We start from the raw sequence: 26,632 nt of genomic DNA, 5'->3' as shown, positions 1-26,632 counted from the left end.
TGACCTCAGCCGAACCAGCGCGCGAGCTCCTTCTCGAGCCCCTCCTGGTCGTCACCGACCCACGCGACGTGCCCGTCCGGCCGCAGCAGCACGGCAGCCACGTCGAGTTCCTCACTCACGTCCACGACGTGGTCGACCCGATCCGACCACGCACCGACCGAGAGCGACCCGGTCTGGTCGAGCAGGATCCCGCGGCCTGCGTGCATCAGCGAATACAACCGGCTCTGCTTCAGCGCGACGTCCCGCATCCGCCTGCCCACCAGGTCGTTCTCGGAGCCGAAGTCGTACCGGACGCTGATCGCGACGATCTTCTCGACCAGGTACCGGTTGACCTCCTCGAAGTCCATCAGCTCCGAGAACAGCCGCCGCACCGACTGCGGCCCCGGCTCGACCTTCATCAGCTCGATCTGCGCACGGGTGTTGTTCAGCACGTCCTCGGCCGTCGGGTGCCGCTCGGCCTCGTAGGTGTCGAGCAACCCCTCCGGCGCCCAGCCCCGCACCGCCGCGGCGAGCTTCCAGCCCAGGTTGAACGCGTCCTGCACGCCCAGGTTGAGGCCCTGGCCACCGGTCGGCGGGTGGATGTGCGCGGCGTCGCCCGCCAGGAACACCCGCCCGGCCCGGTACCGCGAGGCCTGCCGGGTGGCGTCACCGAACCGCGACAGCCACTGCGGCGAGTGCACGCCGAAGTCGGTGCCGGCGACGCGCCGCAGCTCGCTCTTGAACTCGTCGAACGTCGGCTGAGTCGCGCGATCCTCCGCCACGTCCGCGGCGGGCACGATCACGCGGTAGGACGCGGTGCCCCCGATCGGGCCGATGCCGAACCGCTTCTGCGTCTCGCGGATCTTCAGCATCTGCGGCGCCACCTCCTCCCACGGCACGCCGAGCTCCATCTCGCCCAGCAACGTCTCCACGCGCGACGGCTCGCCGGGGAAGTCGATGCCGGCCAGCTTCCGCACGGTGCTGCGGCCGCCGTCGCACCCGACGAGGTAGCGCGACCGCAATGAGGTGCCGTCGGCCAGCTCGACCGTCACGCCGTCGTCGTCCTGCACGAACCCGGTCAGCGTGCTGCCGCGCCGGATGTCCGCGCCGGCCTCGGCAGCGTGCTCGGTGAGCAGGCGGTCGATGACCGGCTGCCGGATGCCGAGGACGTACGGGTGCGTGGTGTCGAGCGCGATCGCGGGCTTCGTGATCCCGGCGAAGAAGCCACCGATCGGGTGCTGCTCGCCCAGCTCGAGGAACCGGTCGACGATGCCGCGCTGGTCCATCACCTCGATGCTGCGGACGTGCAGGCCCAGCGCCCGGACCACCTTGGTCGGCTCCGCGTCCCGTTCCAGCACGACCACGTTCAGGCCGTGCAACCGGAGCTCGCCAGCCAGCATCATGCCGGTCGGTCCACCGCCGGCGATGATGACGTCGATCATGGAGTGTTCCCCATTTCCCCAGGTAGATGACGTTGGCCGGGAAATGATGAGGCATGCCCGGGGTCTTGTGGCAAGACCGGGTGTGCGCTATATGTTGAAGTGGGAGGAGAGCCGGGCTCTCCTCTTTTCGCATTTCCGGACTCCCCCTGACGGCCGAATCGCACGGCGGCCCACCGATGCCGCCAAGTTGAGTGCAGCAGGCTCAAGTTTCATGGCAGGGTCGCCTGCATGGTGCGGTGGTACTTCGCAGGGCTGACGCTGTCCTTCTTCGGAACGAGCGCGATGTACCTGGTCGCGGGCGTGTGGGTGAAGTCGCTGACCGGCAGCGACGCCCTCGCGACGCTGGCCCTGCTGTGCGTCTACGCGCCGGGCGTGCTGTCGCCGTGGGTGGGCAGGTTCGTCGACGCCTACCGCAAGAAACCGCTGATCATCTGGACCAACCTCGCGATGGCCCCGGTGCTGGCCGTGCTGCTCCTCACCGACGAGATCGCGGCGATCTTCGCGGTGCTGCTGATCTACGGCACGAAGTCCGTGCTGGTCAGCGCGGCGGAACCGGCGCTGATGGTCGCGCTGCTGCCGCAGGATCAGCTCGCGAGGTACAACGGCCTGCGGATGTCCCTGCAGGAGGGGATGAAGCTCGTCGCCCCACTGGCGGGTGCGGCGCTGTTCGCGGCGTACGGGGCGTCGCCGGTGGTGGCGATCGACGCGCTGTCGTTCCTGCTCGCGGCCGCTGCCACGACGATGATCCGGATCGACGAACCACCGCCCCGGCCACGCGAAACCCCGAGCCGGCCGCACCTCAAGGCGCTCAGGTGGCCGATCGCCGGTGCGACGATCGCGCTCTTCGCGGGCTCGTTGCACACCGCGGCGTCGTTCCCGCTCGTGGAGAAGGGCCTGCTTCACGGCCCGGAGTTCCTCGGCGTGCTCACGGCCGTTCAAGGTGCCGGATCGGTGCTCGCGGGCTTCACCGGCAAACGCGCGAACGTCACGGTCGGGCTGGTCCTGATCGCGGGCGCGGCGCTGGCCAGGACCACGGGATGGCTGCCGGCGGTGCTCGCGGCCGGGTTCGTGCACGGAGTCGGGCTCGCGTGGGCTGTGATCGCGGTGGCCACACTGGTGCAGCGACGCACGCCACCAGAGGTGCTCGGCCGGGTCAGCGCCACCGCGACGAGCATCGTGTTCGGCGCCGCGCCCGCAGGTCTCGCGATCGGTGCGGCACTCGTCGCGCACCTGAGCTTCCAGTGGATCTACGTGATCATCGCCGTGCTCACGGCAGCGGCGGCAACGCGCTGGCCGCGCAGAACGCGGCCAGCGCTGGGTGCGACCGACCAGATGGAGTGATCAGCCGCAGGTCGTGACGGACACCGGCACCTGGCAGAGCCGGGCCGCGTAGCCACCGTTGCGAGCCACGGGCACCGTCAGCGAGTCTCCCGCCGACACCCGTTTGGTGTCGAACGTGATCTTGCCGGTCGGGCTGTCGTGGTACAGCTCGACCAACCACGAACCGGACCCGAGGAATCCCGTTCCGACCGAAAGGTCACGCGGATCACCCGCCACCCCGGCACCGAGGAACCACGTCGAGCCGGACCGGCGCGCCAGCACCGCGAGCTTGCCCGGATCGCCGGCCACCAGTCTGGTCTCATCCCACGCCGCCGGCACGGTGCGCAGGAACTGTTCGGCCACCGGGTACGCCGCGTACACCGAGACTTTGTCCGCGAAGTGCTGGACACCCGACTCGTACAGCACGCCCAGCGCCAGCTCGGCCGCGTCCGAGTTCGGCCGCACCCCGGAGAACGTCACCGGCGTGAAGTCCATCGGACCGGTCAGGTTCCGGGTGAACGGCAACGTCAGGTAGTGCTCGATCGGGAACGGCTCACGCCCGGGCCGCGGCTTGGTGCCCTCCGCGCCCTTCACCGCCTCGACCGACAACACGTGCGGCCAGGTGCGTTCAGTGCCACGCGGAATCGGCGCGCCGTGGAAGTTCAGCATCAGCTGGTACTTGGCGGCCGCCGCGTGAACGGCGTCGTACCAGCGCATCCGGTCCTGCCCGTCGGACTCCACGAAGTCGATCTTCAGGCCGACCGCGCCCCACGAGCGGTACTGCGCGAAGAGCCGCTCGCGTTCGCTGTCGGTGTCGATGGTCTGCCACCGCACCCACAGCCACGTCTCGACGCCGCGCGCCTTCGAGTACGAGATCAGCTCGGGGATCCAGTCGGCGCTCCACCCGGAGTCGACGAGGTTGTACTTGTAGCCCTGCTTCGACGCGTAGTCCGCGTACTGCTTCTGCAGCGACAGGTTGCCGGTGCCGTCGCCCCACCACGACCACACCGCCGTGTCCGGCTTGATCCACGACGTGTCGGAGATCTTCGACGGCGGCGCCAGCGACGTGATCAGCGAGCTCTCCACCAGGGAGGCCAGCGATCCGACGCCGAGCACGCGCCACGGCGTGGCCAGCGGGCCGGCCGAGGTCTCCGCGGGGTCGGGCAGCACGAGCCGGTAGCGGGACCCGTCGAACGCGACGCGCGAACCGCCGTAGCGGCCGTCGACGTCCGATTCGGCGAGCAGCAGCCACGACTGCCCGACGCGGAACAGCGCCGGATAGCCGTACTCGACCCCCTTGGCGGCCGTGCGGACGTGCGCGGACTCGTAGTCGCCGCGCCCGTTGTCGTACGGCAGCAGGAAGCTGTCGGCGTTCGCGGGCACCGCGAACTCGGAGGCCTCACCGAGCACCGTCGCCCACTTGTCCGACGGCAGCACGTACTTGTACGCCACGCCTTCCGCCGACGTGCGCACGACGACGTCCAACCGCTCGGACATCCGCTGAAGGTGGAACGTCGTCTCAGTGCCGACGTAGGTGTGCTCACGTTTCTTGCCGGAAACGGTCGTGTAGGAGTCCTGGACGAGCCGGGCGTCCGACCCGACGAACTGCAGACCCGACGTGAGGTCGGCATCCGCGGTGCGAAGGCCCAGCGCCGACGGCTCCAGCACCGTGGTGCCGCCGTGCCGGACCGAAAGGCTCAACTTCCCCTTGTCGAGCCGTACAAGTGCTTCTGGCGCAACGGATTGCGCACTCAATGGCGCCGAAACGCGCCACTCTCCGGATTCTGCGATGGCGGGAGTCGTGCCGACCAGCGCGCCGGCGGCGGCCGCACACACCGCCGCCAGCACGACCGATCTGTTGCGAAACCCCATGCGTGTCACTCCCTACAGCGTGGCGGCGGTAGGTGGACAGGGTTGGGAAAGCGCTTACCAGACTAGGCCAGCAGGCCGTTCGACTCCAGATGACGAAAGATGATCCGCGTGACCGGTGAGACCCGGTCCGCGTCGGCGGCGGTGAACCACGCCAGTTCGGCGATCTCACTCGCCGGCTTCAGCTCCCCGGCGAAGGACGCCGTGTAGCAGGTCATCCGCACGGTCTCCCCCTCAGCGCGACCGTGCGCCTGAGCCTCGAACACCCCGAGGAGCTCCGCATCCGAGACGTCGACCGACAGCTCCTCGCGGATCTCGCGAACGAGCGTCTCGACGTCCGTCTCACCCGGCTCCCGCTTGCCGCCGGGCACGTAGAACGTGTCCTTGCCGTGCGACCGGGCGACCAGCACCCTGCCGCTGTCCAGATGAACCCACGCAACCTTGTCGATCACGCAGCCGACACTAGGCCGAGGCGAGTTCCTTCACCACGCGGTGTGCGTCGGCCAGCGACTCGACCGCCAACTCGCGGAACTGGTGCATCTGCGGCACCACGTCCGCCAGCGTGAGCTCGGCGTGCACGAACTCCAGGTTCTGGTCGAGCCCGACCATCGACAGCACGGCCCGCAGGTACGGCTCCTGGAAGTCGAAGCCCTCACGCGGCGTGCCCGGCTTGTACGAGCCACCACGCGCGGTCACGACGACAACGCGCTTGCCGCCCCACGGGAACGTGCCGTCCTCGCGGGCGAAGTAGTCGGAGATCGCGACCTGGTCGATCCAGGCCTTCAACGTCGACGGGATCGAGTAGTTGTACATCGGCGCGCCGATGAGGATCACGTCCGCGGCCTCGACCTCGGCGATCAGGTCGGCCGCGATCCCCTGCGCGGTGCCGTCCTTGTGCGGGACCGGCGACGCGTGCACATCGCGGTAGACGTAGCCGCCCTCGGGGTTCACGGACCGCCAGTTGTCGGCGAAGGCACCCGAGATCTCGCGGGTCACAGACCCCTCGTACCGGATGCTCGAGTCGATGTGAAGCAGATTGGTCATACCCAGAACATACGAGTAGAGAACTTCCGAGTCAAGATGTTCTGAGCCAAGAACATCTCCCCTGGGATGTACGATGGGCCACATGACGGAGGTGCAGCAGATCCCCTCGTGCGTGGAGAAGTGGGACTTCAACTGGCTGCTGCACCGCGCCACCCAGCGGGTCGGGGCGGTCTTCGCGGACGAGATCGCGAAGTTCGGCGTCTCCGTCCGGGGCCAGCTGGTCCTGGAGGCGCTCGCCAACGAGGAGGCCCAGCGCACCCAGCTCAAGCTCGGGGCGATGCTCGGCCTCGACAAGACCACGCTGACCAGCGAGCTCGACAAGCTGGAGCGGGCCGAGCTGATCGTGCGAGTGCCGGACCCGAAGGACCGCAGGGTGCGCACGCCGATGATCACCGACAGGGGCCGCGAGCTGCAGAAGCAGGCGCGTGACGCGTTGATCGAGGTCGAACGCGCCTATCGCGCCCGCTTCACCGACGAGGAGATGGCGGTCGTCCGCAAGGCGTTGATCACGCTGGCCGACGGCGAGGCCCCCGTCCACGGTTCCTGCATCTAGACCAGAGAACCCAGGTCCGCGTCACGAAGCTGCGCCGGCGTCACCGTCGCCTGTGCGTCCACCAACGCCTGCAGCGCCGTGCCGTGGTCCCAGACGTTGACGTTCATGGCCGCCCGCAGCCGCCCGTCGCGCAGCCAGAACGCGATGAACTGCCGTGAGGCCAGGTCGCCGCGCACCACCAGCTCGTCGTCCGGGTCGGCGAGCCCCCGGTACTCCATGCCCAGGTCGTACTGGTCGGTGAAGAAGTACGGCGACTTCAGGTACGGGTCGTCCAGCCCGAGCAACGACCCCGCGACGTGCGTGCCCTGGTCCTTCGCGTTCGCCCAGTGCTCGACGCGGATCCGGTGGCCGTAGCGCGGGTGGTCGTGCGCCGCGATGTCACCGGCCGCGAACACGTCCGGCGCGGACGTGCGCAACGCGGCGTCGACCGCCACGCCGCCGTCGGTCAGCTCCAGCCCGGCTGCTTCGGCGAGTTCCAGACGTGGTGTCGCACCCACGGCCAGCACCGTCACGTCCGGCATCAGCTCGGTGCCGTCCTCCAGCCGCACGCCCGACGGCGAGAAGCCCGCCACCCCGGTGCCCAGCTTGAACTCGACGCCGTGCTCCTCGTGCAAGCCGCGGAACATCACGCCCATCTCGGTGCCCAGCACGCGCACCAGCGGCTGCGTCAGCGGGTCGATCACGGTGACGCGGCAGCCGTGCGTGCGGGCGGCGGACGCCACCTCGCAGCCGATCCAGCCGGCGCCGACGATCACGACGTGCCTGCCCTCGTGCAACGTCGACTTCAACGCCAGCGAGTCGTCGATCGTGCGCAGCACATGTCCTTGCGCGCCAGGCAGAACGCGCGGGCGCGATCCGGTCGCGAGCAACAGCCGGTCGTAGGAACGCACTGCTCCATCGGAGTCAACGAAGCTGTGATCGTCCGGCCGCAGCTCCAGCACCGAGACGCCGAGCTTGAGGTCGATCTCGTTGTCGGCGTAAAAGCTCGCCTCGTGCACCCAGGCCGGTTCGTTGGCCTTTCCCAGCAACACGTCCTTGGACAGCGCGGGAAGTTCGTACGGGCGGTGATGCTCGGTGCCGAACATGGTGATCTGGCCGCCGTAGTCGCGGTCTCGGAGCGCGCCTGCCGCGGCGGCACCGGCGAGGCCCGTCCCGACAATCACGATGCGTTGCGGTTCCGCCATTTTCACCCCTCCAGGTGACCTACTCTCGTCCCACGTGCGACGCTATCCGCAGCTCGGCACGGTCGCTCGATGGAGAAAGTTCGCGGGAACGCGAAACCTCCGTCATGACCCCCGGTAACGCTCGTCTCACTCAGGCGAGCGCCGGGACCACCGGGCCGGCGCGCCGAGTGACCTGGAGGAAGAAACCCGTGGGAGCCAAAGAGGAGTGGCAGGTGAGCTGCCGCGACATCGCTTCGCGCCGACGGGACTTGACGGTGTTCGTCAGCCAGGGGCACATCGTGATCAACGTGCCGCCGGGCGAGGCCGCCGTTCTGACACCGCTGGAAGTGGGCCGTTTGCGCGCCGCGCTGAGGGAAGCCGTCGTCGCCGCGTCCGACACTGCCGTGTAAAAGAACCTTGGCGTGTGACCGCCGTCACAGCGTTACCTACTCACAAGTAGGTTGATGGCAGAGTGGGACTCATGTTGACCCGCGTGCTGCTGACCCTGGTCAAAGCCGGCGTGATCCGGCCGTTGGGCCCGCGAGGGCTTTCCGGCACCGTGCGCGGGTATCTGCAGTGGAACATCACGCTCGCGTGGGGTTACCAGACCGGCGCGGGACGACACCCGGACCGTGCCGCGATCGTCGACGACGACGGCGTGCTGACGTACCGGCAAGTGCATGAACGCACCGACCGGCTCGCACATGCCTTTCGCGCCAAGGAACGCATCGGGCTGCTGTGCCGCAACCACCGCGGCTTCATCGAGACGCTCACCGCGTGCACGAAGGTCGGCGCCGACGCCGTCCTGCTCAACACCGGTCTGAGCAAGACGCAGCTGGCCCAGGTCGCGCAGGACCAGGAGATCGACCGGTTCGTCGCCGATCGCGAGTTCGCCGACGCGCTGCCCGATCTGCCGGTTGTTTTCAGCGACGAACTGGAGTCGCTGATCCTCAACGGGCCCACGACGTCACTCCCCCGCCGTCCTCCGCGCGGCCGGTTGATCATCCTCACCTCCGGCACCACCGGCACCCCGAAGGGCGCGCGCCGGCCGGAACCCGCGAGCCTCGCCCCCGCCGCCGCGCTCCTGTCCCGGATCCCGCTCCGGCACGGCGACGTCATCTCGATCACCTCACCGCTGTTCCACGCCTGGGGGCTCGCCGCGTTCCAGCTCGGGCTCGTGCTCGGCGCCACCCTGGTGCTGCGCCGGAAGTTCGATCCCACCCAGACGCTGAAGGACGCCGAGAAGTGCACGGCGATGTTCGTCGTTCCGGTGATGCTGCAACGCATGCTGGAGACACCGCACCGGCCGAAGCTGCGGATCATCGCCTCCAGCGGGTCGTCGCTGCCACCGAGGGTCGCCACCCGCACGCTCGAAGAGTTCGGCCCGGTGCTCTACAACCTCTACGGCTCAACGGAAGTCAGCTGGGCGAGCATCGCGACGCCCGAGGAGATGCTCGCCGACCCCGGCACCGCGGGTCAGCCGCCGCTCGGCACCCGACTGGCCATTGTGGACGATCAGGGCAAGCCGGTCGCACCCGGTGAGACCGGGCGGATCTTCGTCGGGAACGAGATGCTGTTCGACGGCTACACCAACGGCACCAGCAAGGAGTCGTTGAACGGCCTGATGTCCACCGGCGACCTCGGCTACCTCAAGGACGGTCTGCTGTTCGTGGCGGGCCGCGACGACGAGATGATCATCTCGGGCGGCGAGAACGTCTACCCGCGCGAGGTCGAGGACCTGCTCTCGACGCTGGACGGCGTCACGGAGGTCGCGGTGATCGGCGTGCCGGACGACGAGTTCGGACAGCGGCTCGTGGCGTTCGTGGTCGGTGAGGAAACCCTGACGGCCGAACACATACGTGAACACGTGAAGGCGAACCTCGCGCGGTTCTCCGTGCCGCGGGATGTTTTCTTCCTCGACGAGCTACCTCGCAACGCAGCCGGCAAAGTGTTGAAACGCCAACTGCGCGAACAGGGCTAAGCTTCGCCCCCGAAGAGGGGGCTTGATCATGACGGTTCCCGGCCGGACCGCAGATCCGCGGTCCAACGCCGTGCACAACCTGCGCGAGGCCCGCATCGCACTGGACGAGGGCAGGCCAGGCGAGGCATTGGAGTACGCCGAGAAAGCGGTTGCCGCGTTCGCGTGGCTGGACGACGTCGAGGGCGTCGCGGAGGGTGTGCTGGCGCAGTCCGTCGCGCTCGGCAAGCGCGGTCTGTGGCCCAGTGCGCTCGACACGATCGACAGGGTGCAGGAGATCGCGGCGGCGAACCGCCACATCGGACTGCAGGCGCGCTGCAGCTTTTCCCGTGCTGTGGTGGAACTGCGACTCGACTCGCGGGAACGCAGCTTCAACTCGTTCGCGAGAGCGCTCGGCCTCGCGGAACTGACCGGGGACAACGAGCTGATCGGCTCGGTGCTGTTCGAACAGGCCCGCGTGATGCGCATGCAGTTCCACGAGCACTGCATGATCCGCACCCAGGAGAGCCGCTGCAGCCTCGACGGCGAACCGTGCGTGCGCAAGCTGCGGCGCGCGGAAGCGTTGTGCGCGCAGGTGCGCGACCGGTGGAAGCAGGTCGGCGATCCGGTGCGGATGGCGATGGTGAACGTCCTGCTGACACACGTGCGCATCGATCTGGGTGAACTTGACCGCGCGCACCGCAGCTGGCAGCGCGCTGACCAGTTGCTTGCCGGAAGGAACCGCCCGGTGGCGCGGGCCGAGATGCTGATGGCGCGGGCGCGGCTGAGCGGGGCGCGCAAGCGGTACGCGGACCAGATCACCCAGTTGACGCAGGCCGCTGAGCTGGCGATGAGCTGTCTCGCGCGCGAGGTCGCGGTGCACGCACATCAGCAGTTGAGCGAGGCGTACGAACGGTCCGGTGACTTCGAACGCGCGCTGCGGCACGCCCGGCTGCAGCTGGAGCAGTACCGCCTGTGGGAGTTGCAGGAAGGCCGCGACCTGCTGCGGATGCGCGAGCACGACCTGTCGTCGCGACTCGTGGAACAGTTGGCGCACAGGCGCTTCGAGCCCAAGCGCGAGGACGCGGTGGTGCGGGTGCCGCACACCGGCGAGCTGCACGAGACCGGCACCGCCGAGCACACGAACACCCGGATCGCCCGCGCACTGAGGGCCGGGCTCACCAAGCGCGGCATCGAGGTGCTGCGGCTGGTGGCCGCCGGCGCGAGCACGGCGATGATCGCGGAGTCGCTCGGCCTGTCGCCCAAAACCGTGCAGAACCACCTGCAGCGGATCTACACCACCCTTGACGTCAACGGGCGCGCCGGAGCGGTCGTGTGGTGGATGAGCCTGGCCCCGGAATAGTCATCCATTGTCAAGTAATTGACAATTGGTCCGACCAGCGAGGGGTTCAATCGCCCGTTCGGTCGCTTGCCGCTGACGGGGTGGTCGCGGTTCTTGGGTAATTTACCCACGTCGGCGCAGTGGAATTGGGTGATGTGACGGGTAACTGGTCTGTGTCATGCTCCGTTAACAACGTAGCCAGTTAACGAACGAGGGGCGGTCATGACCGGGCAACGACGCCCGCCCTCAGTGCTTGCGCAGGGCGATGCGGGCCACATCGCGCCACAGGAGCGGATCGACGCCCTCCGGGTTGATGTGCTCCAGCAGCGCGGCCAGGTTCGTGCGCGCGCCGGTGCTGCCGTCCGGATCGACCTCGTCCGCCGCCCGCACGAGCAGGAGGTGGCAGCGCAGCTGTTGCTCGGCGTCCAGGTGCCCTGTCGCGAGCGCCTGCTCCGCCAGGTCCCGTGCCTTGTCGACCTCACCGTCGCGCAACGCCAGCTCGGCGCGCAACGCACGGGCGTGCGCGAGCAGACCGTCCTGCCGGCGCATCGCGGCGACCGTCGTCTCCACCTTGTCCAGCAACGCCACGACGTCGTCGAGGTTCGCACCGGGCGTGCGCAACGCGATGGACGCGCCGGCGAGCCGGACACGGCAGCGGTACTCGGGATCGCCGTCGAAGTCGTCGAGCATCTCGATGGCCTCGCGGATGCAGTGCGCGGCCTCGGTGCGATCGCCGAGACGGTCGGCGACCTTGGCGCGCGCCCACCACGTGGAGATCGCGAGCCGGTCGCGGCCGAGTTCGGGCAACCGCAGCGACAACTGGTCCACAACCTGTTCGGCGTCTGCCAGACGTCCGGCCGCGGTCAGCTCGGCACACAACGAGATGAGCGCGCGCGTGTTGACGCGACGCACCCGTTCGCCGTCACCGGTGGCCAGCTCAACAGCCTCACTCGCGGCCTTCACAGATTCGGCTGTCCGGCCGAGGCGCCGCAACGAGGATGCGCGCAGGATCTCCACCAACGCGTCCACCGCCGGACCGGGAGACCACGACTTGCGCAGCTTCGCCGCCGCCAGCAGCAGACCCTCGTGGTCCCGCTGCCTCGCCAGCATCACCAGGCGCGTCCACCGCACGCACCAGCCGAACATCTCCTCGTCCGACCGCTTTCCCAGCGTTTCCAGCAGGTCGACGGCCATCACCAGGTCACCGTCGTGATACGCGAGCAGCGCCTCGCACCACGCCAGCGCCTCGTCCTGCATCGCGGTGCGGTCCTCGTCGACCATCAGCTCGGACGGATCGACGTCGAGCACCTCGGCGAGCCTGCGCACCACCGCCGGCGAGGGAACCCGCTCGCCGGACTCGAGCCTCGACACGTAACTCATGGAGACGCCGGGGCACGCGAGGTCCTTTTGCGACAAACCGCGTTGCAGCCGGACCGCCCGCAACCGCGCGCCGAACCTCGTCAACGACTTCCTGCCCTCATCCACGGCCGCCACCTATCGGAACGGAGCACCTCAATGAAGTTGAACACTATCGCTCGAATCGCCGCCGCAGTGATCCTCAGTTTGGGAGCGCTCGTGGCAGCGGCGGGAGCGGCCTCGGCGGACGAAGGGCCCGGCAAGCCCGGCGACATCTTCACGCCGCCGTACGTCCAGCCCGTCTGATCGTTTTGCCCGGTTGGGGTGGTCCTGCCTCCCTCGCAAGCAGGAGCACCCCAACACGGGCCCGCCAATTGCCGCACCTGACCACACCACCAGGTGCTGGTGAGGCACCCTTGAGGGGTGACTCTGCAACTGCGCACGCCTGCACACCAGGTGAGTCCGAAGTCCGTCCTGCTGTGGACGATGCAGGCCGCCGTGTTCTGGCTCGTGCTGTTCGTGCCCCAGCTCGTCGTGTTCCTGCTGGTGGACTCCCCGCCGACGTGGGAGCTGGCGCTCATGATCGCCACCGGGGTCGTCGGGATCGTGCACACCGCGGTCGAGCCGAGCTGGCGGTACCGCGTGCACCGCTGGGAGACAACGCCGGACGCGGTGTACACGTTGTCGGGCTGGCTGAACCAGGAGTGGCGGGTCGCGCCCGTGTCACGCATTCAGACCATCGACACCAAGCGCGGGCCGTTCCAGCAGATGCTCGGCCTGGCGACGGTCACGGTGACGACCGCGTCGGCCGCGGGTCCGGTGGAGATCGAGGGCCTGGACCACGTGACCGCGCAGCAGCTCGTGGTGGAGCTGACCAACACCACGCAGGCCACGCCGGGTGATGCCACGTGACCACTCCCGCGGAGATACCTGCTGGGCTTCCGGCCGCACCGGAGTTCACCGAGCCGCTGTCGGAGTGGCACCGCCTGCACGTCCGCATGCTGATCGTGCGCCCGCTCAACGAGGGCATCGCGATGCTGGTGCCGATCCTCATCCTGCTGTTCACCGGCAACGGCGAGAAGTGGCGGCTCATCGCGAGTGGCGTGACGGTCGCGGCGATCCTGTCGTTCAGCTACCTGATCTGGCGCACCACGAAGTACCGGATCACCGACGAGCAGGTCGAGCTGCACACGGGGTTGTTGACCCGCAAGCAGCTCGCGGTGCCGCGCGATCGCATCAGGACGGTCGACCTGACCTCCAAGCCCGGCCACCGGGTGTTCGGGCTGTCCGCGGTGCGGATCGGTACCGGACAGCAGGACGTGCCCGGCACGGACGGCCTCACGCTCGACGCGGTGACGTCGGAGGAGGCCGAACGGCTGCGGGTTCTGTTGCTGCAGAAGGCTGTTGCACCGAAGAGCACGTCTTCCGAGCCGGACGCGGTGCCGGTGGAGACGCCGTCCGAGGTCATCTCGAAGCTCGACTTCAAGTGGCTGAAGTTCGCGCCGCTGTCGTTGTCGGGACTGGTCGCGATCGGCGCGGTGTTCGGCGTGCTGTCCAACTACGCCGACGACCTCGGCCTGCACCCGGTGCAGGACCTGTGGGAGTGGCTGTTCGAGCACCCGAGCATCACCCTGCTCGGCGGGTTCGTGGTGGCGCTGGTCGTGCTCGGGCTCGTGCTCTCGGTACCGCTTTACATACTTCAGTTCTGGAACTACCAGCTGACACGCGAGCCGGACGGGACGCTGCGGGTGCAGCGCGGTCTGCTGACCACCCGGTCGGTGTCGGTCGAGGAGCAACGGCTGCGCGGCGTCGACATCCAGGAACCGCTGCTGGTGCGCGCGGGCCGAGGCGCGAAAGCCGTTGCGGTGACGACGGGTCTGGGTTCGAAGGGCGAGAGCAACCTGCTGCTGCCGCCCGCGCCGTTGTCGGTGGCGCACCAGGTCTCGCGCGACGTGTTGAAGGTCGACGACGACCCGACCACGCGCAAGCTGCGCAAGCACCCACTGGCCGCGTTGCGCCGCAGCCTGTTCCGGCACGTGGCGCCGTGGGTGGTGATCGCGATCGGCCTGGCGGTCTGGGCGCCGTCGTGGGCGTGGCCGATCCCGGTGGCGATCATCCCGTTCGCCGCGCTGGTCGGCTGGGACAACTACCGCTCGCTCGGCAACGCCCTGGACGACCGCTATCTGGTGACGCGCAACAACTCCCTGGTCCGCAGCACCGTCGCGTTGCAACGCACCGGCATCATCGGCTGGCGCATCCAGCGGTCGTTCTTCCAGCGCCGCAGCGGGTTGATGACGATCGGCGCGACCACCGCGGCGGGTGCGGGCGTCTACCACGTCACGGACGTCGGCGAGTCGGACGGCCTGGCACTGGCCGACGAGGCGGTCCCGGACCTGTTGCGCCCGTTCCTGCTGAACGAATGACGGCCGAGTTCCGGGTTCTCGGCACCCTGGAGGTCACGGCACGGGGGCGGGTGGTCCCGCTCCCGCCCGGCCACAGCAGGGTGGTTCTCGCCGGATTGTTGTTGCACGCCAACGAGGTCGTGCCGGTCGACCGGCTCGTGCAGTGGCTGTGGAACGACGCGCCGCCCAACCCCGAGCGCGTCGGCAGGACGATCCACATGATCATGACCCGGTTGCGCAGGGCACTCGGCGAGGCGAACGTCGTGGCCACCGCTCCCGGCGGCTACGTGGCGCGGGTGCGGCGCGATCAGCTGGATCTCCTCCGGTTCCGCGACCTCGTGGCTTCGGGAGCGCACGCGGAGGCGCTGTCGTTGTGGCCTGGACCGGGCCCGGTCCTCACTGACGTCGTGTCGGACTCGCTGCACCGCGACGTGATCGCGCCACTGCTCCAGGAACGCCTGGCCGCGCTGGAACTGCGCATCGAGGACGACCTGGTGACCGGCGTCGACGTCCTCCCCGAACTGCGGTCGCTGACCCGCCTGCACCCGTTGCGGGAGAAGTTCTGGACGCACCTGATCCTCGCGCTGCACCGCGCCGGCCGGCAGTCGGACGCGCTGGCCGCGTACCGCGCGGTGACCAGGCTGCTGGCCGAGGCGATGGGCAGCACGCCCGGCCAGGAGCTGCGCGACCTGCACCAGCGGATCCTCACCGGCGCCGAGCCGAAGCCGCACGAACTTCCCGCTGTCACACCGCATTTCGTCGCCCGCGACGCCGAACTGGGCCTGCTCGACGACGCCACCTCGCTCGTGGTCATCAGCGGCACCGCCGGGGTCGGCAAGACCACGCTGGCCCTCCGCTGGGCGCATGCGGTGGCGGACCGGTTCCCGGACGGCCGCCTGTACGTGGACCTGCGCGGGTTCGACCCCGGTGGCGAGCCGGTGCGGCCCGCGGACGCCCTGCGCGGCTTCCTGGACGCGCTCAGGTGCCCGCAGATCTCGTCCACTGCGGAGGGACGTGCCGCGCAGCTCCGCAGCCTGCTCGCCGGCCGGAAGATGTTGGTGCTGCTGGACAACGCCCGCGACGCCGAACAGGTCCGCCCGCTGCTGCCGGCGAGTCCCGGCTGTCTTGCGGTGGTGACGAGCCGCAATCCGCTGTCCGGTCTGGTGGCCAGGGAAGGCGCCCGCCCGCTCACGCTCCCGGCCCTCACCCGCGAGGAGGCTTCCGCACTGCTGGAAAGCCATCTCGGGACATCACGGATCCGGGCGGAACCCGACGCGGCCGTCGAGCTGGCGGACCGGTGCGCAGGCCTGCCGCTGGCGTTGTCCGTCGTGGCGGCACGGGCAACGCTCAACCCGACGTTCTCGTTGCGCGCGTTGGCCGGCGCACTGACCGATGAGGCGACACGGCTCGACATGCTGGCCGACGAAGACCCCGCAGTGAACGTGCGGGCTGTCTTCTCCTGGTCGTATCTGCGGCTGAAACCGGACGCGGCCAGGTTGTTCCGGCTCTTCTCCCTGCATCCGGGCCAGGACGCGGGTGTGCACGCGATCGCCTGTCTTGCGGGCGTGCCCGTGGCATCGGCTCGACGGCTCCTCGACGAGCTGAAGAGTGCCCAAATGGTCATGGAACACGCACCTGACCGGTTCTCGTGCCACGACCTGTTGCGGGTCTACGCGCGTGAGCTGACCGAACGGCACGATCCAGCGTCCAGCCGACGTGCGGCCGTTCAGCGCGTGCTGGACTTCTACCTGCACTGCGCGGACATCGCCGACAGCCAGCTGCCGGTGACCCGGTCGCCGATCGAGATCACCGTCGAGCACCCGCCCGCCGAGATCCCCGCGCTGGACGACGCCTGGTTCGACACCGAGGCCGAGAACCTCCTCGCGGCCGCCGAGCTCGGCCACACCTGGCAGTTCGCGTACACGCTGTCGCGCTACCTCTGGCTGCGCGCGGACTGGCCCACCTGGCTGCGCCTCTGCCACCAGGCCCTGCCCAGCGCCGCGGACCGGCTGGACGCACGGCTCGCGATGCTTTTCAACATCAGCAGCGCCCACCACCAGCTGCACGACTACGACGAAGCGCTTCGGTGGGGCGCGGAGGCTCTCTCCGTGAGCGCCCTGGTCTCCGAGGCCGCACGGGGCCGGGTTCTCGCCGCGATGGCCCACGCGCTGGAGGAGATGGAGCGCTACGAAGAGGCCGAGCAGCGCTACCTGGAGGCCGCCGCCGTCGACGACCCTTGGGTCGCCGCGAACGCGAGCCACCACCTGGGCATCGTGCACCGCAAGACCGGCAGGTGGGACGAGGCCGAACGCGAGCTCACGGCAGCGTTGCCGAGGTACGAACGCATCGGCGAGAAGGTCGGCATGGTCGCCTGCCACGCCGACCTGGCCGCGCTCCGGCTCGATCGCGGGCACCTCGTCCGGGCTCTGGCCGGCGCCCGGACCGCCCTGGAGCTGGCGCGTGAGTGCAACAGCCCGTACTACGAGGCGATCGCGCTGGAGCTGATCGGCGATGCCACCAGCGCCGCCAAGCCCGCGGAGCCGGCGCTGGAGCTCATCGGCGACGCCGGCGAGACCCCCTTCGAGCACTGGGAGAAGGCGCTCGCGATCTACGAAGAACTCGGTGTGGCAGAAGCCGACCGCGTCCGCGAGAAGCTCGCTCAGGCCGTGCGGAACGTCTGACGGTAGACCGTCGGCGACACCCCGATCGAGGCCGCCAGCTGCTGCCTGAGGGCCGCTCCCGTGCCGAACCCCGCGTGCCGCGCCACCAGGTCGATCGGCAGGTCCGTGGACTCCAGCAGATGCCGGGCCCGCTCGACGCGCTGCTGTGTCAGCCACCGCCCCGGCGACATCCCGGTCTCCGCGCGGAACCGCCGCGTGAACGTCCGCACGCTCATCCGCGCCTGCTCGGCGAACGACGACAGCTCCAGCGGCTCGTCCAGCCGGTCCAACGCCCATTCGCGGGCAGGCCCGGTGGACGCGTCCGGGTCGGCGGGCACGGGCCGGTGCACGAACTGCGACTGCCCGCCCTGCCGCCACGCCGGGACGACGCAGTAGCGGGCCACCTGGTTCGCGAGCTCGCTGCCGAAGTCCGACCTGATCACGTGCAGGCAGAGGTCGATGCCCGCGGCCACCCCCGCGGACGACAGCACGTCGCCGTCGTCGACGAACAGCACGTCCGGGTCGAGGTGCACCTTCGGGAACAGCTCGCGGAACGAGTCGGTGGCGCTCCAGTGCGTCGTGGCGGGCCTGCCGTCGAGGATGCCCGCCGCGCCCAGCACGAACGCGCCGGTGCAGATCGACATGATCCGCGGCGCGTTCGTCGTGGTCAGGGCCTCGTGCACGGCCGGTTCGAGCTTCCCCTCCAGCCGCGCCGGCAGGTAGCGCGTGCCCGGCACCAGCACCGTGTCGGCGTCGCGGATGACCTCCAGACCGTGGTCCGGGTGGATCGTGTAGCCGCCGCTCGTGACGATCGGGCGGCGGTCCGGCGAGCACACCAACACGTCGTAGTGGTCCGGCAGCTGGGCGAACATGTGCGTCGAGGAGCCGAGGTCGAAGGCGATCGAGGTCTCCAGCGCCAGCACTGCGATCCGGTGGGCCATGGCCCGATTCTTTCACATGTTGGCTTTTCGGCCACTGGTTGCCAAGTCCACCATCACCGAACCTTGTCGGCGTGAGACTGCATTGGGCCTGGGTTGTCGCAGGTGTGTCGTTCATCGCGCTGGTGGGTGCCGCGTCGTTCCGCGCGGCGCCCGGTGCGTTGATCGAGCCGTTGCGGGCGGAGTTCGGCTGGACGACCGGCACGATCTCGCTCGCCATCTCGATCAACCTGTTGCTGTACGGGTTGACCGCGCCGTTCGCGGCCGCGCTGATGGACAAGTTCGGCGTGCGGGTCGTGGTGACCTATGCGTTGACGATGGTCGCGATCGGCAGCGGGCTGACGGTGTTCATGACGGCCTCGTGGCAGCTCGTTCTGCTGTGGGGCGTGGTCGTCGGGCTCGGTACCGGTTCGATGGCGCTGGCGTTCGTCGCGACGATCACCGGCCGCTGGTTCGTGAAGCACCGCGGCCTGGTCACGGGTGTGCTGACGGCCGGTGGGGCGGCCGGGCAGCTGGTGTTCCTGCCGCTGGTGGCGTGGCTGTCGGCCACCTACGGGTGGCGGCCCGCGTCGTTGGTGATCTGCATCGCCGCGCTGGCCGTGGTGCCGCTGGCGGCGTTCTTCCTGCGCGAGTACCCGCGTGACGTGGGGCTGTTGCCGTTGGGTGCCACCGAGGACACTCCCCCGCCGCCGTCCGGTGGCGCGGCTCGTCGCGCGATCGGCGGGTTGGTCCAGGCAGCGAAGACCCGGCCGTTCTGGTTGCTGGCCGGTGGGTTCGCGATCTGCGGTGCCTCGACGAACGGCCTGGTGGGCACGCACTTCATCCCCGCGGCGCACGACCACGGCATGCCGACGACGACTGCCGCCGGACTGCTCGCGCTGGTGGGTGTGTTCGACATCGTGGGCACGGTCGTGTCCGGCTGGCTGACCGACAAGGTCGACTCGCGGATGCTGCTGGCGGGCTACTACGCGTTGCGCGGCCTGTCGTTGATGATCCTGCCGCAGCTCTTCAGCGAGTCCGCGCACCCGTCGATGCTGGTGTTCATCATCTTCTACGGCCTGGACTGGGTCGCGACCGTGCCACCGACCGTGGCGTTGTGCCGCCAGTACTTCGGCATGTCCGGGCCGGTCGTGTTCGGCTGGGTGTTCGCGTCGCACCAGCTCGGCGCGGCGTTCGCGGCGTCCGCGGCCGGACTCACCCGCGACCACCTGGGCAGCTACGACCTGGCCTGGTACGTCGCGGGAGCGCTCTGCATCGGCGCCGCGGTGCTCTCAGCGTCGCTTGCGCGAAGTCCCGAAGATGCCCCGCGTGATCTCGCGCGCCAGGGCGCTGCCGGCTGACCGCAGGAACGACTTCACGGCGCTGTTGCCGAGCACCTTCTCGACGAGCCCCGGTTCCTCCTTCTCCTGACGTTGGGGTTCCGGGGCTTGTTGTCCCTGTTCTTCTTGCGGCGGTGCGACTTTCTGCATCAGCTGCTCGTAGGCCGACTCGCGGTCGACGGTCTCCGAGTACTTGCCGTGCAGGTCCGAGCCCTGTGCGGCCTGCTTGATCGCGTCGTTGCCGATCGTGTCCATCAACGACCGCGGTGCCCTGAGCCTGGTCCACGCGACCGGCGTCGGGGCGCCCTTCTCGCTGAGGACGGTGATGATGGCTTCACCGATGCCCAACGAGGTAAGCGCCTTCTCCAGGTCGTAGTGCGGGGTGTTCGGGTACGTCTTCACCGTGCGCGACAACGCCTTCTGATCGTCCGGCGTGAACGCGCGCAGTGCGTGCTGAACGCGCGCGCCCAGCTGTGACAGGACGTCGTTCGGGATGTCGGTCGGCAGCTGAGTGCAGAAGAAGACACCGATTCCCTTTGACCGGATGAGCTTCACGGTCTGGGTGATCTGGTCGAGGAATGCCTTCGACGCGTTGGCGAACAGCAGATGCGCCTCGTCGAAGAAGAAGACGAGCTTGGGCTTCTCGACGTCGCCCTCCTCCGGCAACGTCTCGAAAAGCTCCGCCAGCAGCCACATGAGGAACGTGGAGAACAGCTGCGGATTGCCCTGCAGCTCAGCCAGTTCCAGCAGGCTGACGACGCCCTTGCCGTCCCGTTGCCGCATCAGGTCGGCCGGATCGAGCTCGGGCTCGCCGAAGAACCGGTCGCCGCCCTGCGCCTCCAGGTTGACGAGCGCCCGCAGGATCACGCCGGCCGTCGAGCTCGACACACCGCCGATGCCCTTGAGGTCTTCCTTGCCCTCGTCGCTGGTGAGGTGCTGGATGACGCTGCGCAGGTCCTTGGTGTCGAGCAGCGGGAGCCCTTTCGAGTCCGCCCAGTGGAAGATCAGGCCGAGCGTCGATTCCTGGGTGTCGTTCAGGCCCAGCACCTTCGACAGCAGGATCGGCCCGAAGCTCGTCACCGTGGCGCGCAGCGGAACGCCGATGCCGCCCGTGCCGATCGACAGGAACTGGATCGGGAACGACTGCGGCTGCCAGTCGTCGCCGGTGTCCGCGGCTCGGGTCTTGGTCCTGTCGCTTTCCTGGCCTTGCTGAGACAGACCGGACAAGTCGCCCTTCACGTCGGCCATCAGCACCGGCACGCCGTTGTTCGACAGCTGCTCGGCCAGCAGCTGGAGCGTCTTCGTCTTGCCGGTTCCTGTTGCCCCAGCGACAAGTCCGTGCCGGTTGACCATGGACAACGGGATGCGGACGTGTGCGGTCGACTCCACCTGGCCGTCGACCAGCACAGCGCCGAGCTCGATGGCCGCGCTCTCGGACGCGTATCCAGCAGCGATCTCAGCTTGAGCCGTCATGCACGAGGAGCGTAACCAGGTTGCTGCACGCCGCCACTCGAAGTTGAGGCATCGCGCAGTAATGTTCGGGGCGTGATGGATCGTCTGGTGTGGATCGACTGCGAGATGACCGGACTCGACTTGGGCAAGGACGCTCTGATCGAGATCGCGGCACTGGTCACGGACGCCGAGCTGAACGTGCTCGGCGAGGGTGTGGACATCGTGATCCACGCCTCCGACGACGTGCTCGCCTCGATGCCGGAAGTCGTCATGGAGATGCACGCCAAGTCGGGGCTGACAGAAGAGGTGCGCGCCTCCGCGGTCTCGTTGGAAGAGGCCGAGGCGGCCGTGCTGGCGTACATCAAGGAGTGGGTCCCGGATCCCAGGACCGCGCCGCTGGCCGGCAACTCCATCGCCACCGACCGCGGCTTCATCGCCCGCGACATGCCCGCGCTGGACGCGCACCTGCACTACCGGATGGTCGACGTGTCGTCGATCAAGGAGCTGTGCCGGCGCTGGTACCCGCGGATCTACTACGCGCAGCCGGGCAAGGGCCTCGCCCACCGGGCGCTCGCGGACATCATCGAGTCGATCCGGGAGCTCGCGTACTACCGGCGCACGGCGTTCGTGCCGCAGCCCGGTCCGTCGACCGAGCAGGCCCAGGCCGTGGCCGCTGAGCTGCTGAAGAACGCCGAATGACCCCCTGATTTCAATATCGGTGGATGCCATTGCTATGCTTCCTCTGCCGGTCAACGACCGGTGATGGTGGGTGTAGCTCAGCTGGCAGAGCACTGGGTTGTGATCCCAGGTGTCGCGGGTTCAAGTCCCGTCACTCACCCTGACAGCCTGGCTATGTTTGCAAAAAGCGCAAACATAGCCAGGCTTCGTTGTTTTTTCTGGGGGCCGAGCCCCCAGACCCCACGCCGGGGGGCAAGCCCCCGGACCCCCATCCCATTCCTGCCGGAGCACCCTCTTATGACCACGCTCGTCGCCAAGGACCTCGCCGCAGGTCACGGTGATCGTGTCCTCTTCTCCGGGCTCGATCTCGTGGTCGCCCCCGGCGACGTCATCGGGCTCGTGGGCGTGAACGGCGCGGGCAAGTCGACGCTTCTGAAGACGCTGGCCGGGCTGATCCCCGCTGAGCAGGGTCGCGTGTCGTTGAGCCCGCCGTCCGCGAACGTGGGGCACCTCGCTCAGGAGCCGGAACGTCTCGAAGGCGAGACCGTGCGGGACTTCCTGGCCCGCCGCACCGGTGTCGCCGCCGCTCAGGCCGCGCTGGACGCCGCCACCGAGGCGCTGACCGCCGGCAACGACGAGGGGTACTCCGAGGCGCTGGACCAGTGGCTCGCGTTGGGTGGCGCTGACCTGGAGGAACGGTCGCTGGAGGTCATCGCCGACCTCGGGCTGACCGTCGGCCTGGACGCGTTGATGACGTCGCTGTCCGGTGGTCAGGCGGCCCGGGCTGGCATGGCGTCGTTGCTGCTCAGCCGCTACGACATCTTCCTGCTGGACGAGCCGACCAACGACCTGGACCTCGACGGCCTGGAGCGGCTGGAGAAGTTCGTCACGGGCCTGCGCGCGGGCACCGTGGTGGTGTCGCACGACCGCGAGTTCCTGGCCCGCACGGTGACCAGCGTCCTGGAGCTAGACCTGCACCAGAACCAGGTCCGGCTGTTCGGCGGCGGCTACGAGTCGTACCTCGAAGAACGCGCCCGCTCCCGCCGGCACGCCCGCGAGGACTACGAGGAGTTCGCCTCCAAGAAGGAGTCGCTGGAGGAGCGCGCCCGCATGCAGCGCGCGTGGATGGAGAAGGGCGTGAAGAACGCCCGGCGCAAGGCCGGCGACAACGACAAGAACGCCCGCAAGTTCCGCGCCGACGCCACCGAGAAGCAGGCCTCGAAGGCCCGCCAGACCGACCGCATGATCGAACGCCTGGACGCCGTCGAGGAGCCCCGCAAGGAGTGGGAGCTGCGGATGGAGATCGCCGCCGCACCCCGTTCCGGCGCGGTCGTGGCCTCGCTGCGCGCCGCCGTGGTGGCTCGCGGGGACTTCACTCTGGGCCCGGTGGACCTGCAGATCGACTGGGCGGACCGGGTCGCGATCACCGGCGCGAACGGCGCGGGCAAGTCGACGCTGCTGGCGGCCCTGCTCGGAAGGGCAGAGCTGACCTCGGGCTACGCGACGCTGGGCTCGGGCGTCGTCGTGGGCGAGGTGGACCAGGCACGCGGGCTGTTCCTGGGCGACCTGCCGCTGGTGGAGGCGTTCGAGGCAGCCGTGCCGGAGATGACACCCGCCGACGTGCGCACGTTGCTGGCGAAGTTCGGCCTGAAGGCGGCGCACGTGCTGCGGCCGGCGGCGTCGTTGTCGCCCGGCGAACGGACGCGGGCCGCGCTGGCGCTGCTGCAGGGCCGCGGGGTGAACCTGCTGGTGCTGGACGAGCCGACGAACCACCTCGACCTGGCCGCGATCGAGCAGCTGGAGTCGGCGCTGGAGAACTACCCCGGCACGTTGCTGCTGGTCACGCACGACCGCCGGATGCTGGAGGCGGTGCAGGTGAACCGTCACCTGGCCGTTTCCGGTGGCCAGGTGACGGTTTCCTGAGCTAGTTCAGGGACACCTTGTAGATCTGGGTGTTGCTGTTGTTGGGGATGGAGTCCTTGTCGCCGTTGGACGTCGTCAGCCAGAGGTCGCCGCTGGGCGTCTTCTCGACCGTCCTGATGCGACCGTAAGCACCCTCGAAGAAGACCTGCGGCTCACCGCCGATCGGGATCCGGTAGAGCCGCTGACCGCGCAACGCCGCCAGGTACAACACGTCGTCCACAACGGTCAGTCCGCTCGGCGAGGCTTGGGACACCGGCCAGGTGTGCTTCGGCGCGACGAACGACGGTTCGCCGCACTCACCGGACGTGCCCTCGCAGGCGGGCCAGCCGTAGTTGCCGCCGGGCTTGATCAGGTTGATCTCGTCCATCACCGAGTTGCCGAACTCGGCCTCCCAGAGCCGGCCGCGCGAGTCGAAGGCCAGGCCCTGCACGTTGCGGTGGCCGTAGCTGTAGACGTACTTGCCGGGGAACGGGTTGTCGCGCGGCACGCTGCCGTCGGGGTTGACGCGCAACACCTTGCCGCCCAACGAGTTCAGGTCCTGTGCGGTGGCCGCGACCTGGCCGTCGCCGGTGGCGATGTAGAGCTTGCCGTCCGGGCCGAACCGCAGCCGGCCGCCGTTGTGGAACTTGTTGCGCGGGGCGCCGGTGAGCAGAACCTCGTGCTGGCCGAGCTTTCCGTCGACGAGCTTGAACCTCACGAGCCGGTTGTCGGTCGGGCTGGTGTGGTACGCGTAGAGCCAGCCGTCCTTGTGCTCGACGCCGAGGAGGCCGCCCTCGCCGTCGGTGCTGACGACGTTCGGGACGCGGCCGGCGACGGTCTTGGTGCCGTCGGGCGCGATGCGGATGATGTCGCCGGTGTCGCGTTGCGCGTAGAACGCCGTGCCGTCGCGGAGGAACTCAAGACCCCACGGCACATCGGTGTCGTCGGTGATCTTCGTGACCTCGCCGACGGCGTCCTGCCCCTTGCGGGTGCTGGCCTTGATCGGCGCGGTGAACGCGGAGCTCTTGCCGGAGGTGTCGATGGCCTTGACGGTGAACTCGTAGGCCGTGTCCTGCTTCAGGCCGGCGATCGTCGTCTGCTGGCCGATCGTCGTGCCGACCTGGACGCCGTTCGAGAAGACCGCGTAGCTCGCGACCGCGACGTTGTCGGTCGACGCTCCCCAGGCGAGGGAAACGCTGTTGGCGCCGACCTTCTGGACGATCGCGTTGTAGGGCGTGGTCGGCGGCTCGTTGTCGACGACGGCCGCCGGCGTGGTGACCGTGATCGAGTTGCTGGCCTGCGAGATGTTGCCCGCGGCGTCCTTCGCGTTGACGTAGAAGGAATACGTGGTGTTCGGGGTGAGGCGCGTGACGTTGTTGGAGAGCGCGTCGCCCGCGACCGTTTTCACGTATTGGCCGGACTGGTAGATCTCGTAGTTCGCGACGGCCACGTTGTCGCTGGCCGGTCCCCACTGCAGGTTCACCGAGGTGGCCGTGAAGCTCTTGACGGACAACGTTCCTGGCGCGCCGGGCGGTGCCGTGTCGACGACGCCGGGCGTGCCGTGGACCTCGAACTCCCTGAGCTCGTAGTTCCGGAAGCACGGCTTGGTCAGCGAGACCCGAACCCAGCGGCCGAAGCCGGTGAACTCGATGTTGTCGTCCCCGCCGCGGCCTTTCTCCGTGCTGTACATGTCGCGCCAGTACACGCCTTCCGGCGACGTCTGGACGGAGAACTTCCTGGCGCACAACGCACCCCAGCGCAGGACGACCCGGTTGACGGTGGACATCGAACCGAGGTCGACCGCGATCCACTGCCGGTCACCGCCCTCGCTGCGCCAGGTGGTGCGGCGGTCGAGATCCGTTGCCTTCGTGGCGACGTGGCGGGCGTTGCTCTCGCTCGACGCCGTCGCTTTGCCGCCGAGTGAGATGAGCACGTCGTCGGCCTGTGCGGGCGGTGCCGCCACTGCCACGAGTGTTGTTGCTACAGCCAGCACGAGCAGTCTTCGCAGCGGTGAAGCCACAGTGCCTCCCAGGTAGGTGCGGGCGGCGGTGACAGCTTTCCACAAACGTTTTCAGGAGGCCAGGGCGCACCAAAAAGGGCCGCGCACCTCGTGCGCGGCCCTTCAGGCGTGTCTAGCGGTTGCCCTTGACCCAGGTCTCCCAGGGGACCTGCCAGTCGCCGAAGCCGTCCCACGACTCGAGGGCGGGGCCACCGGAGTTCGTCACGACGACGACATCGCCCTGCTTGCTGTTGTCGAAGACCCACTTGGCGTTCTCCGGCGACAGGTTGAGGCAGCCGTGGCTCACGTTGCGCCGGCCCTGGTCACCGATCGACCACGGCGCGCCGTGGAAGAAGATGCCGCTGTTGGACATCCGGTACGCCCAGTCGACCGGGGTGCGGTAGCCGCCGTTCTCCAGCGCCAGGCCGTACGTGGTCGAGTCCATGATCATGTGGTCGTGCTTCTCCATCAGCACGTACGTGCCGGTGGGGGTGGCGTCCGCGGGCTTGCCCATCGAGGTCGGCATCGTGCGGATGACCTGACCGTTCTTCTTGACGACGACCTGGTGCGACTGCCCGTCGGCCTCGTAGATCATCGAGTCGCCGACGGTGGTGTTGATCACACGGTCTTCCTGGCCGTAGATGCCGTCACCGACGTGCTTGCCGTAGACCTTGATGTGCATCGTGATCTTCGTGCCGGGCGCCCAGAAGTTCTGCGGCCGCCAGTGCACTTCCTTCTTGTTGAACCAGTAGAAAGCGCCCTCGACCTTGGGCTCGGTGGTGATCTGCAGCATCTGCTCGGCCGCGACCTTGTCCGTCACCGGCTCGTCGAAGTAGAACGCCAGCGGCTGCCCGACACCGATCGTGGTGCCGTCCATGGGGTTCGTCGACACGTAGGTGAGCGTCCGCGGCTTCACCGTGGTGAACGACGACACCTTCGTCTGCGACTTGCCGTCCTCACCGACCGCCGTGGCGCTCAGCTTGTACGTCTTGGAGTACCCGAGGGGCTCGGTGTTGTTCCACTGGGTCTTCTCCTCGTTGAGCTTGCCCTCGACGACCTTGCCCTCGGCGTTCGTCAGCGCGACCTCGGTGAGCTTGCCGTCCGCCGCCGTGGCGATGACCGGCAGACCAGGCGAAACATCCCCCTGCCCGTCGTTGAGCGCCAGCGTGAGCGTCACCGGCTTGGGCGGCGGCGGAGCACTCGAAGACGAGCCCCCTGCGTCAGATGTCCCCGCGTCCGCCCCCGAGCACCCTGCGA

Annotated in this window: 22 protein-coding genes and 1 tRNA gene; 13 read left to right on the top strand and 10 right to left on the bottom strand. The window is 68.7% G+C overall.

Annotated elements, in window-relative coordinates; all coding sequences use genetic code 11:
- Positions 1-5 precede the first annotated feature (5 nt).
- Complete coding sequence (gene rox / locus LFM09_RS19875; RefSeq protein WP_414097981.1) at positions 6-1,421, bottom strand: rifampin monooxygenase; 1,416 nt, start codon at positions 1,419-1,421, stop codon at positions 6-8.
- A gap of 228 nt (positions 1,422-1,649) precedes the next feature.
- Here rox and LFM09_RS19870 point away from each other — a divergent pair, with 228 nt between their 5' ends.
- Entirely contained in the window at positions 1,650-2,762 is a 1,113-nt protein-coding gene (locus tag LFM09_RS19870; protein WP_414097980.1) for an MFS transporter, read from the top strand.
- Here LFM09_RS19870 and LFM09_RS19865 read toward each other — a convergent pair whose 3' ends face one another.
- The 3 genes from LFM09_RS19865 to LFM09_RS19855 form a co-directional block, all read right to left on the bottom strand.
- A complete protein-coding gene (locus LFM09_RS19865; protein WP_414097979.1) occupies positions 2,763-4,613 on the bottom strand; it encodes a glycoside hydrolase family 97 catalytic domain-containing protein in 1,851 nt (616 codons plus the stop codon). It abuts the gene before it with no gap.
- A 62-nt stretch (positions 4,614-4,675) separates the two neighbouring features.
- Positions 4,676-5,062: an NUDIX hydrolase gene (locus LFM09_RS19860; protein ID WP_414097978.1), complete on the bottom strand. Its 387-nt coding sequence runs from the start codon at positions 5,060-5,062 to the stop codon at positions 4,676-4,678.
- Between the two features lie 10 nt (positions 5,063-5,072).
- Positions 5,073-5,654: an FMN-dependent NADH-azoreductase gene (locus LFM09_RS19855; protein WP_414097977.1), complete on the bottom strand. Its 582-nt coding sequence runs from the start codon at positions 5,652-5,654 to the stop codon at positions 5,073-5,075.
- An 82-nt stretch (positions 5,655-5,736) separates the two neighbouring features.
- Between LFM09_RS19855 and LFM09_RS19850 the strand changes: the two genes are divergently transcribed.
- A complete protein-coding gene (locus LFM09_RS19850; RefSeq protein WP_414097976.1) occupies positions 5,737-6,207 on the top strand; it encodes a MarR family winged helix-turn-helix transcriptional regulator in 471 nt (156 codons plus the stop codon).
- Here LFM09_RS19850 and LFM09_RS19845 read toward each other — a convergent pair.
- The gene (locus tag LFM09_RS19845) at positions 6,204-7,391 is read right to left on the bottom strand and encodes an NAD(P)/FAD-dependent oxidoreductase (RefSeq protein ID WP_414097975.1); all 1,188 of its coding nucleotides are present in this window, start codon (positions 7,389-7,391) and stop codon (positions 6,204-6,206) included. The genes LFM09_RS19850 and LFM09_RS19845 overlap by 4 nt on opposite strands.
- 188 nt (positions 7,392-7,579) lie before the next feature.
- Between LFM09_RS19845 and LFM09_RS19840 the strand changes: the two genes are divergently transcribed.
- From LFM09_RS19840 to LFM09_RS19830, 3 genes are all read left to right on the top strand, one after another.
- Complete coding sequence (locus LFM09_RS19840) at positions 7,580-7,780, top strand: hypothetical protein (protein WP_414097974.1); 201 nt, start codon at positions 7,580-7,582, stop codon at positions 7,778-7,780.
- A 71-nt stretch (positions 7,781-7,851) separates the two neighbouring features.
- Positions 7,852-9,351 (top strand): AMP-binding protein, encoded by a 1,500-nt coding sequence (locus LFM09_RS19835; protein ID WP_414097973.1) that lies wholly within the window; start codon positions 7,852-7,854, stop codon positions 9,349-9,351.
- Between the two features lie 28 nt (positions 9,352-9,379).
- The gene (locus LFM09_RS19830) at positions 9,380-10,690 is read left to right on the top strand and encodes a response regulator transcription factor (protein ID WP_414097972.1); all 1,311 of its coding nucleotides are present in this window, start codon (positions 9,380-9,382) and stop codon (positions 10,688-10,690) included.
- 225 nt (positions 10,691-10,915) lie between these two features.
- Here the strand turns inward: LFM09_RS19830 and LFM09_RS19825 are convergent, their stop codons facing one another.
- Complete coding sequence (locus LFM09_RS19825; protein ID WP_414097971.1) at positions 10,916-12,154, bottom strand: helix-turn-helix domain-containing protein; 1,239 nt, start codon at positions 12,152-12,154, stop codon at positions 10,916-10,918.
- Positions 12,155-12,184: 30 nt separating this feature from the next.
- On the opposite strand from LFM09_RS19825, the gene LFM09_RS19820 reads away from it, so the two are divergent.
- The 4 genes from LFM09_RS19820 to LFM09_RS19805 all read left to right on the top strand — a co-directional run bounded on the left by LFM09_RS19820 (position 12,185) and on the right by LFM09_RS19805 (position 17,108).
- Entirely contained in the window at positions 12,185-12,331 is a 147-nt protein-coding gene (locus LFM09_RS19820) for a hypothetical protein (RefSeq protein WP_414097970.1), read from the top strand.
- A 180-nt stretch (positions 12,332-12,511) separates the two neighbouring features.
- On the top strand, positions 12,512-12,937 hold the full coding sequence (locus tag LFM09_RS19815) for a PH domain-containing protein (protein WP_414098129.1): 426 nt from the start codon (positions 12,512-12,514) through the stop codon (positions 12,935-12,937).
- Positions 12,934-14,448, top strand: a complete 1,515-nt coding sequence (locus LFM09_RS19810) for a PH domain-containing protein (protein WP_414097969.1) — start codon at positions 12,934-12,936, stop codon at positions 14,446-14,448. The genes LFM09_RS19815 and LFM09_RS19810 overlap by 4 nt, the downstream gene beginning before the upstream one ends.
- A complete protein-coding gene (locus tag LFM09_RS19805) occupies positions 14,445-17,108 on the top strand; it encodes a BTAD domain-containing putative transcriptional regulator (protein WP_414097968.1) in 2,664 nt (887 codons plus the stop codon). Before LFM09_RS19810 ends, LFM09_RS19805 begins: the two co-directional genes overlap by 4 nt.
- Here the strand turns inward: LFM09_RS19805 and LFM09_RS19800 are convergent.
- Positions 17,087-18,028 carry a GlxA family transcriptional regulator gene (locus LFM09_RS19800; RefSeq protein WP_414097967.1) on the bottom strand — a complete coding sequence of 314 codons (942 nt, stop codon included), beginning with the start codon at positions 18,026-18,028 and terminating at the stop codon, positions 17,087-17,089. The two genes, LFM09_RS19805 and LFM09_RS19800, sit on opposite strands and share 22 nt — an antisense overlap.
- A gap of 71 nt (positions 18,029-18,099) precedes the next feature.
- Here LFM09_RS19800 and LFM09_RS19795 point away from each other — a divergent pair, with 71 nt between their 5' ends.
- Positions 18,100-19,365 carry an MFS transporter gene (locus tag LFM09_RS19795; RefSeq protein WP_414097966.1) on the top strand — a complete coding sequence of 422 codons (1,266 nt, stop codon included), beginning with the start codon at positions 18,100-18,102 and terminating at the stop codon, positions 19,363-19,365.
- Here LFM09_RS19795 and LFM09_RS19790 read toward each other — a convergent pair.
- Entirely contained in the window at positions 19,297-20,817 is a 1,521-nt protein-coding gene (locus LFM09_RS19790; RefSeq protein ID WP_414097965.1) for a helicase HerA-like domain-containing protein, read from the bottom strand. The two genes, LFM09_RS19795 and LFM09_RS19790, sit on opposite strands and share 69 nt — an antisense overlap.
- Before the next feature lie 72 nt (positions 20,818-20,889).
- Here LFM09_RS19790 and orn point away from each other — a divergent pair, with 72 nt between their 5' ends.
- The 3 genes from orn (at position 20,890) to LFM09_RS19775 (ending at position 23,397) form a co-directional block, all read left to right on the top strand.
- Positions 20,890-21,495 carry an oligoribonuclease gene (gene orn, locus LFM09_RS19785; RefSeq protein ID WP_414097964.1) on the top strand — a complete coding sequence of 202 codons (606 nt, stop codon included), beginning with the start codon at positions 20,890-20,892 and terminating at the stop codon, positions 21,493-21,495.
- Positions 21,496-21,561: 66 nt separating this feature from the next.
- Positions 21,562-21,634, top strand: a tRNA-His gene (locus LFM09_RS19780).
- A 137-nt stretch (positions 21,635-21,771) separates the two neighbouring features.
- Positions 21,772-23,397: an ABC-F family ATP-binding cassette domain-containing protein gene (locus LFM09_RS19775; RefSeq protein ID WP_414097963.1), complete on the top strand. Its 1,626-nt coding sequence runs from the start codon at positions 21,772-21,774 to the stop codon at positions 23,395-23,397.
- A gap of 1 nt (position 23,398) precedes the next feature.
- Here the strand turns inward: LFM09_RS19775 and LFM09_RS19770 are convergent, their stop codons facing one another.
- Both LFM09_RS19770 and LFM09_RS19765 read right to left on the bottom strand, forming a co-directional pair.
- Complete coding sequence (locus LFM09_RS19770) at positions 23,399-25,396, bottom strand: PQQ-dependent sugar dehydrogenase (RefSeq protein WP_414097962.1); 1,998 nt, start codon at positions 25,394-25,396, stop codon at positions 23,399-23,401.
- Positions 25,397-25,508: 112 nt separating this feature from the next.
- Positions 25,509-26,552: a L,D-transpeptidase gene (locus tag LFM09_RS19765; protein ID WP_414097961.1), complete on the bottom strand. Its 1,044-nt coding sequence runs from the start codon at positions 26,550-26,552 to the stop codon at positions 25,509-25,511.
- Between the last annotated feature and the right edge of the window lie 80 nt (positions 26,553-26,632).

This window comes from Lentzea alba (genome assembly GCF_047445655.1).
Lineage (GTDB): Bacteria > Actinomycetota > Actinomycetes > Mycobacteriales > Pseudonocardiaceae > Lentzea > Lentzea alba_A.
Note: the sequence above shows the minus strand (reverse complement) of the source record. Positions and strands in the feature narration are given on the sequence as shown.

Coding starts and splice junctions, on each gene's coding strand:
- LFM09_RS19820 (WP_414097970.1), top strand. CDS start 12,185: ATGAAGTTGAACACTATCGCTCGAATCGCCGCCGCAGTGATCCTCAGT.
- LFM09_RS19830 (WP_414097972.1), top strand. CDS start 9,380: ATGACGGTTCCCGGCCGGACCGCAGATCCGCGGTCCAACGCCGTGCAC.
- LFM09_RS19775 (WP_414097963.1), top strand. CDS start 21,772: ATGACCACGCTCGTCGCCAAGGACCTCGCCGCAGGTCACGGTGATCGT.
- LFM09_RS19815 (WP_414098129.1), top strand. CDS start 12,512: ATGCAGGCCGCCGTGTTCTGGCTCGTGCTGTTCGTGCCCCAGCTCGTC.
- LFM09_RS19850 (WP_414097976.1), top strand. CDS start 5,737: ATGACGGAGGTGCAGCAGATCCCCTCGTGCGTGGAGAAGTGGGACTTC.
- rox (WP_414097981.1), bottom strand. CDS start 1,421: ATGATCGACGTCATCATCGCCGGCGGTGGACCGACCGGCATGATGCTG.
- LFM09_RS19805 (WP_414097968.1), top strand. CDS start 14,445: ATGACGGCCGAGTTCCGGGTTCTCGGCACCCTGGAGGTCACGGCACGG.
- LFM09_RS19870 (WP_414097980.1), top strand. CDS start 1,650: ATGGTGCGGTGGTACTTCGCAGGGCTGACGCTGTCCTTCTTCGGAACG.
- LFM09_RS19835 (WP_414097973.1), top strand. CDS start 7,852: ATGTTGACCCGCGTGCTGCTGACCCTGGTCAAAGCCGGCGTGATCCGG.
- LFM09_RS19865 (WP_414097979.1), bottom strand. CDS start 4,613: ATGGGGTTTCGCAACAGATCGGTCGTGCTGGCGGCGGTGTGTGCGGCC.
- LFM09_RS19790 (WP_414097965.1), bottom strand. CDS start 20,817: ATGACGGCTCAAGCTGAGATCGCTGCTGGATACGCGTCCGAGAGCGCG.
- LFM09_RS19855 (WP_414097977.1), bottom strand. CDS start 5,654: ATGACCAATCTGCTTCACATCGACTCGAGCATCCGGTACGAGGGGTCT.
- LFM09_RS19800 (WP_414097967.1), bottom strand. CDS start 18,028: ATGGCCCACCGGATCGCAGTGCTGGCGCTGGAGACCTCGATCGCCTTC.
- LFM09_RS19845 (WP_414097975.1), bottom strand. CDS start 7,391: ATGGCGGAACCGCAACGCATCGTGATTGTCGGGACGGGCCTCGCCGGT.